Origin of the sequence: Pseudomonas sp. FSL W5-0203 (assembly GCF_001896155.1) — a bacterium.
Taxonomy (GTDB): Bacteria; Pseudomonadota; Gammaproteobacteria; order Pseudomonadales; family Pseudomonadaceae; genus Aquipseudomonas; species Aquipseudomonas paracarnis.
Genome location: NZ_MPOR01000005.1, coordinates 17,519 through 31,177, shown reverse-complemented (window position 1 = coordinate 31,177; position 13,659 = coordinate 17,519). Strand labels below are relative to the sequence as shown.

General features: G+C 62.7%; 15 protein-coding genes. 5 read left to right on the top strand and 10 right to left on the bottom strand.

The features are described 5' to 3' along the window. Nucleotides 1-24 precede the first annotated feature (24 nt). Nucleotides 25-198: a DUF1427 family protein gene (locus BOP96_RS06815; protein ID WP_014718843.1), complete on the top strand. Its 174-nt coding sequence runs from the start codon at nt 25-27 to the stop codon at nt 196-198. Between the two features lie 28 nt (nt 199-226). After that, the gene (locus BOP96_RS06810) at nt 227-1,186 is read left to right on the top strand and encodes a quinone oxidoreductase family protein (RefSeq protein WP_014718842.1); all 960 of its coding nucleotides are present in this window, start codon (nt 227-229) and stop codon (nt 1,184-1,186) included. Nucleotides 1,187-1,337: 151 nt separating this feature from the next. Here the strand turns inward: BOP96_RS06810 and BOP96_RS06805 are convergent, their stop codons facing one another. Together BOP96_RS06805 and BOP96_RS06800 are read right to left on the bottom strand one after the other, a co-directional pair. Further along, complete coding sequence (locus tag BOP96_RS06805; protein WP_073452221.1) at nt 1,338-2,369, bottom strand: purine-nucleoside phosphorylase; 1,032 nt, start codon at nt 2,367-2,369, stop codon at nt 1,338-1,340. 14 nt (nt 2,370-2,383) lie between these two features. Next, nucleotides 2,384-3,334 carry a nucleoside-specific channel-forming protein Tsx gene (locus BOP96_RS06800; RefSeq protein ID WP_032872109.1) on the bottom strand — a complete coding sequence of 317 codons (951 nt, stop codon included), beginning with the start codon at nt 3,332-3,334 and terminating at the stop codon, nt 2,384-2,386. A 212-nt stretch (nt 3,335-3,546) separates the two neighbouring features. Here BOP96_RS06800 and BOP96_RS06795 point away from each other — a divergent pair, with 212 nt between their 5' ends. Further along, nucleotides 3,547-4,359, top strand: a complete 813-nt coding sequence (locus BOP96_RS06795) for an aminoglycoside phosphotransferase family protein (protein ID WP_019816821.1) — start codon at nt 3,547-3,549, stop codon at nt 4,357-4,359. On the opposite strand, the gene BOP96_RS06790 is transcribed toward BOP96_RS06795, so the two are convergent. After that, nucleotides 4,341-5,288 carry a helix-turn-helix domain-containing protein gene (locus BOP96_RS06790; protein WP_073452219.1) on the bottom strand — a complete coding sequence of 316 codons (948 nt, stop codon included), beginning with the start codon at nt 5,286-5,288 and terminating at the stop codon, nt 4,341-4,343. The two genes, BOP96_RS06795 and BOP96_RS06790, sit on opposite strands and share 19 nt — an antisense overlap. 254 nt (nt 5,289-5,542) lie before the next feature. On the opposite strand from BOP96_RS06790, the gene BOP96_RS06785 reads away from it, so the two are divergent. Together BOP96_RS06785 and BOP96_RS06780 are read left to right on the top strand one after the other, a co-directional pair. Beyond that, nucleotides 5,543-6,316: an L-iditol 2-dehydrogenase gene (locus tag BOP96_RS06785; RefSeq protein WP_073452217.1), complete on the top strand. Its 774-nt coding sequence runs from the start codon at nt 5,543-5,545 to the stop codon at nt 6,314-6,316. A 222-nt stretch (nt 6,317-6,538) separates the two neighbouring features. Next, entirely contained in the window at nt 6,539-7,186 is a 648-nt protein-coding gene (locus BOP96_RS06780; RefSeq protein ID WP_073452215.1) for a nicotinamidase, read from the top strand. 3 nt (nt 7,187-7,189) lie between these two features. On the opposite strand, the gene BOP96_RS06775 is transcribed toward BOP96_RS06780, so the two are convergent. Genes BOP96_RS06775 through BOP96_RS06745 form a run of 7 tightly spaced genes read right to left on the bottom strand, consistent with a single transcriptional unit; the run spans nt 7,190 to nt 13,628 of the window. Beyond that, nucleotides 7,190-8,221, bottom strand: a complete 1,032-nt coding sequence (locus BOP96_RS06775; RefSeq protein ID WP_014718835.1) for an ABC transporter substrate-binding protein — start codon at nt 8,219-8,221, stop codon at nt 7,190-7,192. A gap of 13 nt (nt 8,222-8,234) precedes the next feature. Further along, a complete protein-coding gene (locus tag BOP96_RS06770; protein ID WP_038450464.1) occupies nt 8,235-9,332 on the bottom strand; it encodes an NAD(P)/FAD-dependent oxidoreductase in 1,098 nt (365 codons plus the stop codon). Further along, nucleotides 9,329-10,672: an FAD-dependent oxidoreductase gene (locus BOP96_RS06765; RefSeq protein WP_073452213.1), complete on the bottom strand. Its 1,344-nt coding sequence runs from the start codon at nt 10,670-10,672 to the stop codon at nt 9,329-9,331. Before BOP96_RS06765 ends, BOP96_RS06770 begins: the two co-directional genes overlap by 4 nt. Next, the gene (locus tag BOP96_RS06760; protein ID WP_014718832.1) at nt 10,669-10,959 is read right to left on the bottom strand and encodes a (2Fe-2S)-binding protein; all 291 of its coding nucleotides are present in this window, start codon (nt 10,957-10,959) and stop codon (nt 10,669-10,671) included. The genes BOP96_RS06765 and BOP96_RS06760 overlap by 4 nt, the downstream gene beginning before the upstream one ends. Further along, a complete protein-coding gene (locus tag BOP96_RS06755) occupies nt 10,959-11,753 on the bottom strand; it encodes an ABC transporter permease (protein WP_020303062.1) in 795 nt (264 codons plus the stop codon). The genes BOP96_RS06760 and BOP96_RS06755 overlap by 1 nt, the downstream gene beginning before the upstream one ends. Nucleotides 11,754-11,757: 4 nt before the next feature. After that, on the bottom strand, nt 11,758-12,603 hold the full coding sequence (locus tag BOP96_RS06750) for an ABC transporter permease (protein WP_014718830.1): 846 nt from the start codon (nt 12,601-12,603) through the stop codon (nt 11,758-11,760). After that, nucleotides 12,600-13,628, bottom strand: a complete 1,029-nt coding sequence (locus tag BOP96_RS06745) for an ABC transporter ATP-binding protein (protein ID WP_073452211.1) — start codon at nt 13,626-13,628, stop codon at nt 12,600-12,602. The genes BOP96_RS06750 and BOP96_RS06745 overlap by 4 nt, the downstream gene beginning before the upstream one ends. Nucleotides 13,629-13,659: the final 31 nt, after the last annotated feature.

Here is a 13,659-nt window from a genome sequence, read left to right as displayed (position 1 = left end):
ATCAATCCACCGGGCGCAGCCTTCATGAGCTATTTGATTTCCTTGGCCATCGGCCTGTTTGTCGGCGTGATCTACGGCGCGCTGGACTTCCGCTCGCCTGCACCGCCCGCTATCGCACTGGTCGGCCTGATGGGCATGCTGCTCGGCGAAAAGCTCTGGCCCATGGCGCGGCAGTTGGTCAGTGGTTGGTTGTCCTGATCCCTTTTCCCTTCCACGGATGCCCTCTATGAACGCACTGCAATTTACCGACACCGGCGACCTCGCCCACCTGCGCCTGGTGGAGGTGCCCATGCCGGTACCGTCTGCCGACGAAGTGTTGGTCAAGGTCAACGCGGCGGGCCTGAACCCCAGCGACGTCAAAAACGTGCTTGGCCGTTTCCCCTACACCACGCTGCCACGCATCCCTGGGCGTGACTTCGCAGGCGTGGTGGTGGAAGGCCCGCAGGCATTGCTCGGCCAGGAGGTTTGGGGCACCGGTCGTGACCTGGGGTTTTTCGCTGACGGTTCCCATGCCCAATACCTGCGCGTGTCAGCCAAGGGCGTAGCGCACAAACCCACGCACTTGAGCTTTGCCCAGGCGGCCAGCCTCGGTGTGCCCTTTACCACCGCCTGGGACGCCCTGGAGCGCAGCGGCGTTGGCAAGGGCACGCGCTTGCTGGTGATCGGCGCCAACGGCGCGGTCGGCAGTGCGGCGTTGGCGCTGGCGAAGATACGCGGTGCGCAGGTATTGGCGGCCGTGCGCAAGGCCGATCAGCTCGAGTTGTTGCAGGCCCAAGGGCTGGAGGCGATTGCCTTGGGCAAGCCGGAGGAACTGGGCGCGCAAGTGCAGGCCGTGTTCAATGGCGGCGCCGACGTGATCTTTGACACTACCGGTTTCTGGCTGCCTGCCGCGGTGGCGGGGCTGGCACCGTTCGGCCGCATCGCCATCATCGCCGCCCCGGTTGACGGCCACGTGCAGTTACCGGCCCTGGCGCTGTACCGTAAGGGCGGGTCGGTGGTGGGGATCAACTCTTTGCTCTATAGCTGCGAACAATGCGCGGTGATGCTGGAGGCGTTTGGGCGCTTCTTTGATGAAGGCCTGTTGCCGCTGCCTACGGGGTTGCGTGAAGTGGCGTTGGTGGAGGGTGTTCAGTGCTATGCAGAAGTGAACAACGGCAGCCCAGACAAAATCATTTTCCTGCCCTGATGGGATAGAAATGTGGGAGCGGGCTTGCTGTGGCGAGGAAGCTTGCTCCCGCTCGACAGCGCAGCTGGAGCCGGCTTTTTTGGGGGCGCTACGCACCCCAGCGCAAGCAAGCTTGCTCGCCACAGCAAGCCCGCTCCCACAATGTTGATCTTTATTCGGTTTCGGGAACGCCTTTTTCCCACGCCGACCAGTTCTTCACAATCGCTTGGACCAACGGGTTGCCCGTGCGGTACAGGTTTTCCAGCGCCGGTACAAACCCACCCTGATCGGCATACTTGAGCAGGTTGTCCACTTCGCTGTAGCCAGGGTAAGGCCGGTCAAAGTCAGAGCCTGCGCGCACCACGGCCAGACGCTGGATATCCACCAAGCCTTCGCGGCTGGCGCGCAGCAGCGCTTCGTAGGTGGAGTTGTCCTCCTGTTGGGTGGTGCAGTATTCGCCTTTGTTGTCGGTGAGCAACTGGGTCCAGACTTCGGCACGTTCGCTCAACCGCGTGCCGGAAAACCAAGTGTTGCCCGCCAGGGTGTCGCAGCGGGTGACTTGCGGCGGCTGGTTGGCCGGGGCGGCGGGGTAGTGTTTGCGCCAGGCGGCGGACTCTGTGCTTTCTGTCAGCTCCACCTTGTGCGACAAGGCAAACGCCTTGGCTTGCAGCTTTTGGTTGAGCTCAAACACTTCGGTCTTGTAGTCCAGCGGAGGTTTTTCGTTGGGCCCCTTGGTGTTGATCCCGATATAGCCCGTCGGCCAGTCCTTGGGCGCATCCCGTGAATCCAGCTCCCACTGCGTGCCGAACTCCACCAGGTAATGGGCCCAGGCGGCGGTACCGATGGTGCCGTGCTTGGGGTTGATGCCGGCGATCCCGGCGATCAGGAAGTAGCTCTGGCGCAGGTCGAACTTGGGCGACAAGGCCAGGGCCAGGGTAGATGCGGCAGCGTTGGTCTGGCCCATGCCGGTCACCAGCAGGCACACGTCCTGGTTGTTGCAGCGAATCACTGGATATTCGGCGGACAAGCCTGGAACGCGTACTTCTTGTTTAAGTTCGAGGCGGTCGATCCAGGTTTGCGCCTCGGGGGCAAACATGGTGATCAGCATCACCTTGGGTTTGATCGGTGCTGGGCTATCCGCCAGCACTATGTGGGGCAATAGGGCCAGGCCGACGGCCAGCGAGACACGGGTCAATGCGTTCATCTACAGCTCCTTGATCAGAATTGATAGCCCACGCCGGCGTAGTAACCCCAGCCGTCTGAGCGTGCGCGGAAGTTGCCTTCGCCGAAATTCAACTCGCTGCCGTCCTCCCAGTTGCCGCCGTTGTGAAAGTAACGGCCGACCAGGGTAAAGCGCAGATGGGTAAACGAGTACAGCAACACGTTGGTGGCCACCAGGGAATTGGCGGTGCGCGCCGGGTTGTCCTTGTGCAGGTCCGAGCCGAAATCGTAGTTGGTGAAACCGATGTAGGTCAGCGAGGCGCCGTTGTCGAACTTGCCGATGGGCACGATGTACTTCATCTGCGCTCGGTAGCCGTCCCAGGAATACTCATTGCTGGCGCCGTAGTTTTCCCACTGGTAGCGCCCGTAGAAATTGGCCGACAGGTTGACCCTCGAATGGGTGTCGATATCGGTACCCAGGCCGCTGTACAGGGTGTTGGCGCGGTTTTCCTTGCGGCTGCCGTGGTCGTAGATCCAGTCAAAGGCCACATACCATTCCTTGAATGGGCCAATTGCCAGGCTGCGTCCTGCGAGGTAGTCGATGGAGATCCGCGGTTCATGCTCCATGAACACCGGCGAGCCATGGTCCCACACACCTTTGTCATTACTGTTACCGATGGTGAGGATCTTCGGTACATCGATATAGCCGTACAACTCAAAGGGGCCCTTGCGCCCGAAGTACTCGTATTCCAGGTAGACGTCATCTTGAGGCTTGGGGCCGAAACTGATGTCTTTGCTGCCGATCAGCGTGAGGTCCTGGTTGAACCACTCGGACAGATACACGCCTTTTTTCGCCGGGGGGTTGGCTTCAGGGCTGAGGGTTTCGCCCTGTGCTGAGTCATCCACGGGCTTTTCCTGCGCCAAAATGGGTGCACTGAGTACTCCCGTAACGGCGGCCAGTAGCAACGAAACGCCAAGACCGGCACGAGGCTTTGAGGTGGGGTGCATTGAAAGTCCTTATTCTTACGCGGTTTAAACCCGATTCGACGGGGAGGAGTGAACTTGGCGGTCAAGTTCGTTCCGCAAACGTTTGCACAGGTTGTACCAACTTGGGTCAATGGCTTGAACTGTTTAGAAAAAAGAGCAATTAGCCGACGCTTTGGTCAGGAAAACACTGGGATTTCTGTCATCCTGATGCGTCACCCTGTGGAGGAACCTTGATGTTCGAACACTACCTGCGTGCCTGGGAGCTGTGTGCTGATGGACAGCCTATCGTCACACCCGGCAGCGACCTGTTGCCGGTCCGCTGGAAAGGCGTGCCGGCGATGTTGAAAATTGCTCATACCCCTGAGGAAAAACTCGGCGGCCGCCTGCTGAGCTGGTGGGCAGGTGACGGCGCGGCACGGGTGTTCGCCCATGACCACACTGCAGTGTTAATGGAACGCGCAACGGGCTCAGGTTCCTTGATGCGCATGGCCCTCAATGGTCAGGACGACGAAGCCAGCCAGATCGCCTGCGCAACCCTGGCCCGGCTGCATGCGCCTCGTGTGTCGCCGCCCGAAGGGTTGGTTGGGCTGGATGAGTGGTTCCGATCCTTGTGGCACGCCGCCGACCAGGAGGGCGGTGTCTTACGCGACTGCGCGGCGACGGCCCGGACATTGCTGGCTGCGCAACAGGAGGTTGTGGTACTGCACGGTGATTGCCATCACGACAATATCCTCGACTTTGGCTCTCGTGGCTGGCTGGCGATTGATCCAAAGCGGGTGATGGGCGAGCGCGGTTACGATTACGCCAATTTGATCTGCAATCCGGACTTGCCGACCAGTAGCGATCCACTGCGTTTCAGCCGCCAGGTTGGGGTTATCGCCCTGGCGGCCGGCCTCTCACGTCCGCGTTTGTTGCAATGGGTGGTGGCTCATGCCGGGTTGTCTGCCGCCTGGTTTCTGGAAGACCAGGAGCGCGAGCGTGCCATGATTGAGTTGCAGGTTGCCCGTCTGGCACAGCAGGCACTGGCTCAAGGGGCGGACGAGTAGGGCGGCGGGTGATGGGCAACCGGGGTGAATAATTGAAGTGCGGCCTGTCGCCGGTACTCACTCGGCGTCTGGTGCATTTCGATACGAAAGTGGCGATTGAAATTCGACAGGTTGGCGTAACCCACCTCAAAGCAGATGTCCGCCACTGACATCTGGCTGTGCAACAGCAAGCGGCAGGCACGCTGCACGCGGAACTTGCGCATCAGGTCGATAAAGCCGTGGCCGGTGTTGCGTTTGAAAAACCGCGAAAAGCCAGGTTCGCTCATGTCCAGCTGCCGGGCGATGTCCGACAGGCGTACATCGCCGGTCAGTTCCCGCATCAGGTAGTCAAGCGCCTTGTTGATACGTTCGGCGCTGCGCGCATCCAGGGTCGGTGCGTAGCACGGGCTGGCCAGGGTCTTGGCCTGTGAGGGCGGGGCGTTCTTCAGCGTATCGAGCAGTTGCAGAAATAGGATCAGGCGTTGCAGACCATGGGCATTGCCGATGGCCTCCATCAGCCTGGCGGCGTGTGTGGCGGTTGCTCCGGTGAATTCGAGGCCGCGTCGCGCCTGTTCAAACAACGCCTGTAACTCGCCCAGTTCCGGCAGGGTGGTGCGCAGAGCGAGCAGGGCGGCGCCGTCGAATTGGAGCACCACATCACGCCCGTGCAGGTATTCGCCGGGGGCCAGGTCGCCGATCCAGTCGTGAGGCAGGTCAGGGCCGATCAGTGCGACATGCCCTGCGCTGAACGCACCGATATAGTCGCCCGCCACCAGCTTGCCGCTGCCTTGGCGGATCAGGTGGATTTCGAATTCAGGGTGGTGGTTCCAGCGTGCCAGTTCATAGGGATAGTCATGTTCGAACCAGCGAAAACCATGTTCCGGTTCGGTCAGGATCACCTCAAGCTCCGCAGGGCGATGCTCGAACAGGGTGGCGGGGCTGACGGGCATGATGCTGCCTCTTGTGGTGGTGCAATTTTCCCAAAATACCCGCACTGGCAATCGGTGCGCTAGCCCCGGTTTCGCCTGAGGCTGATACTTTTTTGATCCTGTGCCTCAGGTTAAAAAAGTATCAGCCGCGCATTCGCCAGCCGTTTGTGAGGCGGCAGGCCAAGCTGCTGTAATCGAGGCTCAACAACAAAGGTCGGCAAGCTGTTCTCGGCGGTGTTCACCGGCTACCGGCAATAACCTTCACAGGAGCCCCCATGAAACGACTCGAAAGTAAAAGCGCGCTGATCACCGGATCGGCGCGAGGCATTGGCCGTGCGTTCGCCCAAGCCTACATCGCTGAAGGCGCCACCGTGGCCATCGCCGACATCAACCTGCAACAGGCCCAGGCCACCGCCGCCGAACTGGGGCCCCAGGCTTACGCCGTGGCGATGGACGTCACCGACCAGGCCTCCATCGACGCGGCCATCGCCACAGTGGTGAGCCACGCTGGCAAGCTCGATATCCTGATCAACAACGCCGCCCTGTTCGACCTGGCCCCCATCATCGACATCACCCGCGACAGCTTTGAACGGCTGTTCTCGATCAACGTCGCCGGCACCCTGTTCACCCTGCAGGCCGCAGCCCGACAGATGATCAGCCAAGGGCATGGCGGCAAGATCATCAACATGGCCAGCCAGGCCGGGCGGCGAGGCGAGCCGTTGGTGGCGGTTTATTGTGCGAGCAAGGCGGCGGTGATCAGCCTGACGCAATCGGCGGGGTTGAACCTGATCAAGCAGGGCATCAATGTCAATGCCATCGCCCCCGGTGTGGTGGACGGCGAGCATTGGGACGCAGTGGATGCGTTGTTCGCCAGGCATGAAGGGCTGGCGCCTGGCGAGAAGAAAAAGCGCGTAGGGGATGAGGTGCCGTTTGGGCGGATGGGCACGGCTGAAGACCTGACCGGCATGGCGATCTTCCTGGCGTCGACGGACGCCGACTATGTGGTGGCCCAGACCTATAACGTCGATGGCGGCAATTGGATGAACTAGCGGTTGACGCTGATCCAACTGTGGGAGCTGGCTTGCCTGCGATAGCGTTGGTGGATTCACTCGCCTCATCGCAGGCAAGCCAGCTCCCACCTTTGAACTTCAGCGTTCTGGAGAATAGGGTAAGTCAGCAACGCATCGATCCCCGCAGTAAACTGTTCCATACTTCAAGATTTCTACGCTCGCCCGGAGGCGGTCGTACGTGCGGACCACCCGAGAACGACCATGAGCCTTTCGAAAGCTGCCATCGCTTCATTCGACGTCGACGCCCAGAAGAGCTTCACGCCTTTGTGTCCCAGCGAGTTGCCAGTGGCCGGTGGCGACGGCATTGGTGCCGAACTCAATTACATGGCCAGTCTCGCCGGCCACCGCATCGGCAGCAAGGACGCCCACACCCCCCACGCACCCTGGGTGGTAGCGCAGCACAGCGAGATGCTGCAACCCACCGGCCTGGCCCATGCCGATGTGACCTGGGTCAGCCACTGCGTGCCCGGCACCGAAGGGTTCACCCTGCTCGATGAGTTGCCCACCCCCTATGACTACGACTACTTCATCTGGAAAGGGGTCGAGCCCGACCTGCACCCCTACGGCGCCTGTTACCACGACCTGCACGACAAACTGTCCACCGGCGTCATCGAGTACCTCAAGGCCCACGGCGTGGCCCGCGTGATCGTCGGCGGCCTGGCGCTGGACTATTGCGTCAAGACTACCGCGTTGCAATTGCTCAAGGCCGGCTTGCAAGTGATCCTGCATTTGCCGGCATGCCGAGGCATCAGCGAGGAGGGCGGTGTACAGGCTGTCGACGAATTGCTCAAGGCCGGTGCATATATCAGTCGCACCCGCGAAGAACTGGCCCTGATTGCGCAGGGCTGAGCCTCAACGCTCAATCGACCGACTCCACCGCGCATTCCACTGCGGCCGTGCCTGGTTGACCTGGTCCCAATCAATCGAAATGGCGGTCTGCAGATAACTCTGCATGGCCTCCACCCGCGCGCGGGTTTTGTCGGTGGTGGGGGTGGTCGGGTTCGACGGGATCTGGTCACCTTCTTCCAACGCCGGCGCCTGGGCCTCGGCAGTCAGCAAGAACGCTGCGAGCTTCTGCGCCAGTTCCGGCTGGTCATTGCGGGCGATCACGCATTCGGCCACGTTGAGCACCACCGCACCTTCTTTGGGCTGCGCGTACTCCATCGGTATGCCGAGCAGCTTTTGCGTGGCGACCTGGGTCGGGGTCAGGGGGAAGATCGCGGCCTCGTCGGTTTGCACCATCTCGGAGATCTTTGCGGAGCTGGCGATGTATTCCAGCACGTTGGGGCCCACGGTCGTAGGCCAGGCCTTGAAACCCGGTTCCACATTGCTTTCATCGCCACCCTGGATGCGGTTGAACATCAAGAAGCCATGCAGGCCGAAGGTGGAGGAGGCCAGGGATTGGAACACCACTTTGTCCTTGAAGCGCGGGTCGGCCAGGTCCATCCATGAGGTGGGCGCGGCCCAGCCTTTGTCTTTGAACATCTTGGCGTTGTAGCCAAGGCCGGTGACGCCCAGGGTCACGGCCACGGCTTCGTCCTTGATTCGGGCCTTGGCCGGGATCTGTTCCAGTGGCGGGCTCGGCGCGAGCTTGTCGCACAGGCCCATGGAGATGGCGCGGTACATGATGCCGTCGTCGAGGAACATCACATGCATCTGCGGGTTGGCCTGGTTGGCCTGGACCTTGGCAAGAATGTCCGATGAGGTGCCGGGTACGATCACGACCTTGGCGTTATTGGCCTTTTCGAAGGCGGGCAGCACCTTGTCGGCGTACACCCGTTCCATGGTGCCGCCGTTCATGCCCAGGTACAGCGTGGGGGCGGCATGGGCCGTGCTGGTGAGCAAGGCGAGGGACAAGCAGGACAACGCGAGACGTGATTGCATGGGGTTTTTCCTCTCAGGCTTGGAAACGACGGATGGAAAACGCTTCGATGGGTTGGCGGCAGGCGCCGTCGCAGACGATCTCTGCCAGGGCTTCACCGACGGCGGGGCCGAGCTGGAACCCGGCGCCGGCAAAGCCGAAGCCGTGGAGCAGGCCGGGTTGGGTACTGCTGGGGCCGATCACCGGTTCGTTGTCCGGCAGGTAACCTTCGGTGCCGCTCCAGGTGCGAATGGCCTGGGCTCCCTGGAGAAACGGGTAGAGTTCGCCGGCATTGCGCAGGATCTCCAGCACCGCCGCCTGGCCCGGCCGGGCTTGCTGTGGGCCGAGGGCAAAGCCGCGCCCGCCGCCGAGGATGCAATTGCCACGGGCGACTTGCCGGGCATAGATGCCGCCGCCCTCGACGCCGGTGCTGACGGTCATCACTCCCCGCAGCGGCTCGGTGACCAGCATTGCCGGGTGCGCCGAGATAATCGGCACCGGCTCGCCCAATTGCGCGGCGACCTTGCCAGCCCAGGCGCCGGCGCAGTTGAGCAGCCAGGGCGCTTGCAAGTGCAGGCCGTTGGCGCAGTGCACCTGGAACAGTCGGCTGTCGTGCGCGATGCGGATCACCTCGGCTTGCTCGTACACCGCAGCGCCATGGCGTTGGGCGGCACGGGCAAAGGCTGGGGACACCAGCCGCGGGTTGGCATGCCCATCATCCGGGCACAACGAGGCGCCCACTGCCACGTCGCCCACCCAGGGAAAACGCTTGCGCAACTCGCTGCGGTCCAACAGCTGCAAGCCCAGGCCAAAGCCACGGGTCTGATCGGCGTAGGCTTGCAGTGCGGCAAAATCCCCGGGGCTGCGCGCCAGCTTCAAATGCCCGCAGCGCACGTATTCACCCTCAATACCAATCAACCCAGGCAGGTCGGCCCACAGTTGGTGAGCGCGCTGGGACAGCGGTAACTGATGCAAGGGCCGCCCCTGGCGCCGCACGCCGCCGTAATTGACGCCGCTTGAGTGCGAGCCACAAAAATCCCGTTCTACCAGTGCCACCCGCTGGCCTTTTTGCGCGAGCACCAAGGCCGCCGAAGCTCCGACGATGCCACCCCCCAAGACGATGACGTCGATCATGGCTGCACCTGCACGCCAAACGGCAGCGGCTTGATCGGCGCCTGGCCACGCAGACGCCCGATCTGTGGGAGGTCGCGGCCGCTGCGCTCTGCTACGATTTCCGCCGCCGCCAACCCGCACATCCGCCCTTGGCAGCGGCCCATGCCGACGCGGCAATGGGCTTTGACTTGGTTGATTTCCCAGTGGCCTTCATCCACCACGGCGCGCACCTCGCCGACGCTGACCTCTTCGCAGCGGCACAGGACCAGTTCGTCCGGCGCCTGCGCGGCCCAGTGCTCGGGGAAGGGGAACGCGGTTTCCAGGCCCTGGCGAAAGCGCTGGATACGCGCCAACTGCCGCTCCAGTGTGGCCCGGCGGTGCGGGTCGACCGCGACGCCGGTATCTTCCAGCAACGCCAGCGCGGCACATTCGCCGGCCATTTGCGCGGCATCGGCGCCCATGATCCCGGCGCCGTCGCCCGCCAGGTACACCCCTTCGACACTGCTGCGCCCGGCGCTGTCACGTTGCGGCAGCCAGGCGCGATTGAGCGGGTTCCAGGCAAACTCACAGCCGAGCAGATCGGCCAATTGCGTTTCGCTGCGCAGGGCGTGGGCGAAGGCCACCGCATCGCATGGCAGGGTCTGTTCGCCGAAGCGAATGCCACGCACCCGTTGGTCGCCGTCGATCTGCTTGAGCATTGCGCCCTGATGCACGGCAATCCCGTGGGCGGTCAGCCAGGCGCGGTAATACATGCCTTTGGCCAGGGTCGCCGGTTGCCTGAGCAGCGCTGGCAAGGCCCGGCATTGGGCGCTCAGCGGCGCACTGTCGAGCACCGCCAGCACCTTGGCACCGGCCTTTGCGTATTGGTACGCGACTAAATAGAGCAACGGCCCGGAGCCACAAAACACCACGCGTTCGCCAATCGCGCAACCTTGGTACTTCAAGGCGATTTGTGCCGCGCCCAGGCTGTAGACACCGGGCAATGTCCAGCCCGGCACAGGCAGGATGCGGTCGGTGGCGCCGGTGGCGACTATCACCTGCGCGTATTCGAGGCTGTCGGCGCGACCGTTATTGAGCATGTCCAGGCGACCGTCCTCGGCGTTCCACACCAAGGTATCGGGCCGATAGTCGATCAAGGCTGCCAGTTCATCCATGGTGCGGTGCACGGCTTGGGCCTTGCGCGCTTCAAACCCGTAGACCTGCCTGGCGGTGCGTTGAAACCCTGGAGGTTGGCGCCGATAAATCTGCCCGCCACCGCGCGGGCTCTCATCCACCAGGCAAGGTGTGATGCCGTGGTCGAGCAACGTGCGCGCCGCGCTGATCCCCGCCGGGCCTGCACCCACAATCACCACCGGCTTCATGGCTGGCGCCCCGGGTCACGGCTGATCGCCTGGCCGTCTTCAAGCAGGGTCGAACAGGCGCGCACCCGCCGCCCATCGGCCAGCCGCACCCAACAATCCTGGCACGCGCCCATCAGGCAAAACCCGGCGCGGCGCTCGGCACTGAAATCGCTGCCGCGCAGGTGCTCGGCACAGGTCAGCATGGCGGTCAGTAGGGTGTCGCCGAGCAACCCCGTGGCGGGTTGGCCGTCGAGGGTAAAGGCCAGGGCAGGGCGTTGGGTTTCGCTCAGTCGCTTGAACAAGGCCATCAGTGTTTCCCCACCAGCACGCGGTCCAGGCCGTAGACCCGGTCGAGCACAATCATGGTCGCTGCCGTCAGTGCGATGACCAGCGCCGAAACGGCGGCCATCATCGGGTCGATAGACTCGGTGGCGTACACATACATGCGCACCGGCAGGGTTTGCGTGGCCGGCGAGCTGACGAAAATCGACAGGGTCACTTCATCGAAACTGTTGATGAACGCCAGCAACCACCCACCGGCCACGCCAGGCAAAATCATTGGCAAGGTGATCTGCCGGAACAGCGTAAAGCGCCCGGCGCCGAGGGATTCGGCGGCCTGCTCGGCACTGCGATCAATGCCGATGGCCGCCGCCAATACCAGGCGCAACACATAGGGGGTGATGATCACCACGTGCGCGAGCATCAGCCAGGTAAAGCTGCCGTTTACGCCCATCAGCGCAAACAGGCGCAGCATGGCCACCCCCAGCACCAGGTGCGGAATGATGATGGGCGACAGGAACAGCGCGCTGAAGAAATTGCGCCCCGGGAACGCATAGCGACTGATCGCCAGGGCCGCCGGCACCGCAATCAGGGTCGCCAGCGTGGCGGCGGTGAAGGCCAGGATAAGGCTGTTGTAGAACGCCTGGATAAAGTCAGCGCGTTCGAACACTGCGCGAAACCAGCGCAGGGAGAAGCCCGACGTGGGCAGGCTCAAGGTGTTCTCTGGCGTGAATGCCACCAGGCACACCACCACCAGCGGCGCCATCATGAACAGCACCACCGCTGCATGGAAACCGAGGGCCAACGGACCGTTTCTGGACATGCGCTTAAACCCCCAGGGACTTTTTGTAGCGGCCTTCGACCATACGGTTCCAGCTCAGCATGATCAGCAGATTGACCAACAGCAGCGCCACCGCGAGGGTCGCGCCCATGGGCCAGTTGAGTTCCGAGAGGTACTGGTCGTACACCACGGTGGCGACCATCTTCAGGCGTCGCCCGCCCAGCAGACCGGGGATCGCAAAGGAGCTGGCAGCCAAACCGAATACGATCAGGGTGCCGGACAGCACACCGGGCATCACTTGGGGCAATACGATCTTGCGCATCACCGTCGCTTGGCTGGCGCCAAGGGACAACGCCGCCTGTTCGGCTGACGGATCGAGCTTTTGCAGGGAGGTCCACACCGGGATGATCATGAACGGCAGCATCACGTGCACCAACGCGATGATCACGGCGAAGGGCGTATACAGCAGCTTCATCGGACTGCCGCCGAGAGCCTGGATCATTTGGTTAATCAGCCCGTCGGCACCCAGCAGCAGGCTCCAGCCAAACGCGCGTACCACCACCGAAATCAGCAGCGGTGTGAGGATCACTATCAGGAAAATCGAGCGCCACGGCGTGCCCATGCGGCTGAGGATGTAAGCCTCCGGCACGCCGATCACCACGCACAGTAGCGTCACCAGGGCACTGATCCAGAACGTGCGCCAGAAAATCTCGTAGAAGTAGGCGTCGCTCAACAGCGCCCAGTAATGGGCCAAAGTCCACTCATCGACCTTCACGCCCACTTGGTAGTCGAACACATTGAACGACAGCACCAGGGTCAAGCCCAGCGGCACGATCAGCAGCCCGGCAAACAGCACCAGCGCTGGCAGCGAGAGCAGGTAGCCGCGACTCATGGGTGCACCTCATCGGCGGCCAGTACCCGCAGCAAATCGGCCTGCCATTGCAGGCCCACCACCGCGCCGTTAGCCAAGGGCACGCTGCCGTCGTTACTGCGCACCACGGTGATTTCGCCCAGGGCGGTGTGGACGCGGTACAGCCATTGGCTGCCGAAAAAGTAGCGGTCCAGCACTTTGCCTTGCATGCGCCCGGTGCCAGGCTCCACCAGTTGGATTTTTTCCGGGCGCAGGCTCAGGGTCAGTTCGCCTGCGCCGCCGTCGTGACGCACTTGGGGTGCGCCGAGCGCATCGTAGTCGCCGGCCAGCAGGTTGGCCTTGCCGACGAAGTCCGAGATAAACCGCGTACGCGGGTGCTCATAGAGCTGGTACGGCGCGTCGATCTGGGTCACACGCCCGGCCTGCATCACCACCACACGGTCGCTGATGGACAGGGCTTCGGCCTGGTCATGGGTGACCATCAGGGTGGTGATGCCCACCGCGCACTGGATACGACGGATTTCAAATTGCATCTCTTCGCGCAGGTTGGCGTCGAGGTTGGACAGCGGCTCATCGAGCAACAACACCGGCGGTTCGATCACTAGCGCACGGGCCAGGGCCACGCGCTGGCGCTGGCCGCCGGACAGCTCACGAGGGTAGCGCTGCGCATGCTGGGCCAGGCGCACCAGCTCCAGCACGGTATTGACGCGGGTGGCGATGTCGGCCGCCGACACCTTGCGCATCTTCAGGCCGAAGGCGACGTTGTCGCGCACGCTCATATGCGGGAACAGCGCGTAGCTCTGGAACACCACACCCAGGCCACGGCTGGCGGGTTTTGCGTGGGTAATGTCGCGACCGTCGAGCAGGATCTGACCGCCGCTGACGTCGACGAAACCGGCGATCATTTGCAGGGTGGTGGTCTTGCCACAGCCTGAAGGGCCGAGCAGGGAAACGAACTCGCCTTGTTCCACCGCCAGATCAGTGGCGACCACCGCATCGACGGCGCCATAGCGTTTGCTCAAGGCCTTGAGTTGGAGAAATGCCATGTTTGCGTTCCACCTTTATTCAGTCGCGTCT

Coding starts and splice junctions, on each gene's coding strand:
- BOP96_RS06815 (WP_014718843.1), top strand. CDS start 25: ATGAGCTATTTGATTTCCTTGGCCATCGGCCTGTTTGTCGGCGTGATC.
- BOP96_RS06810 (WP_014718842.1), top strand. CDS start 227: ATGAACGCACTGCAATTTACCGACACCGGCGACCTCGCCCACCTGCGC.
- BOP96_RS06805 (WP_073452221.1), bottom strand. CDS start 2,369: ATGAACGCATTGACCCGTGTCTCGCTGGCCGTCGGCCTGGCCCTATTG.
- BOP96_RS06800 (WP_032872109.1), bottom strand. CDS start 3,334: ATGCACCCCACCTCAAAGCCTCGTGCCGGTCTTGGCGTTTCGTTGCTA.
- BOP96_RS06795 (WP_019816821.1), top strand. CDS start 3,547: ATGTTCGAACACTACCTGCGTGCCTGGGAGCTGTGTGCTGATGGACAG.
- BOP96_RS06790 (WP_073452219.1), bottom strand. CDS start 5,288: ATGCCCGTCAGCCCCGCCACCCTGTTCGAGCATCGCCCTGCGGAGCTT.
- BOP96_RS06785 (WP_073452217.1), top strand. CDS start 5,543: ATGAAACGACTCGAAAGTAAAAGCGCGCTGATCACCGGATCGGCGCGA.
- BOP96_RS06780 (WP_073452215.1), top strand. CDS start 6,539: ATGAGCCTTTCGAAAGCTGCCATCGCTTCATTCGACGTCGACGCCCAG.
- BOP96_RS06775 (WP_014718835.1), bottom strand. CDS start 8,221: ATGCAATCACGTCTCGCGTTGTCCTGCTTGTCCCTCGCCTTGCTCACC.
- BOP96_RS06770 (WP_038450464.1), bottom strand. CDS start 9,332: ATGATCGACGTCATCGTCTTGGGGGGTGGCATCGTCGGAGCTTCGGCG.
- BOP96_RS06765 (WP_073452213.1), bottom strand. CDS start 10,672: ATGAAGCCGGTGGTGATTGTGGGTGCAGGCCCGGCGGGGATCAGCGCG.
- BOP96_RS06760 (WP_014718832.1), bottom strand. CDS start 10,959: ATGGCCTTGTTCAAGCGACTGAGCGAAACCCAACGCCCTGCCCTGGCC.
- BOP96_RS06755 (WP_020303062.1), bottom strand. CDS start 11,753: ATGTCCAGAAACGGTCCGTTGGCCCTCGGTTTCCATGCAGCGGTGGTG.
- BOP96_RS06750 (WP_014718830.1), bottom strand. CDS start 12,603: ATGAGTCGCGGCTACCTGCTCTCGCTGCCAGCGCTGGTGCTGTTTGCC.
- BOP96_RS06745 (WP_073452211.1), bottom strand. CDS start 13,628: ATGGCATTTCTCCAACTCAAGGCCTTGAGCAAACGCTATGGCGCCGTC.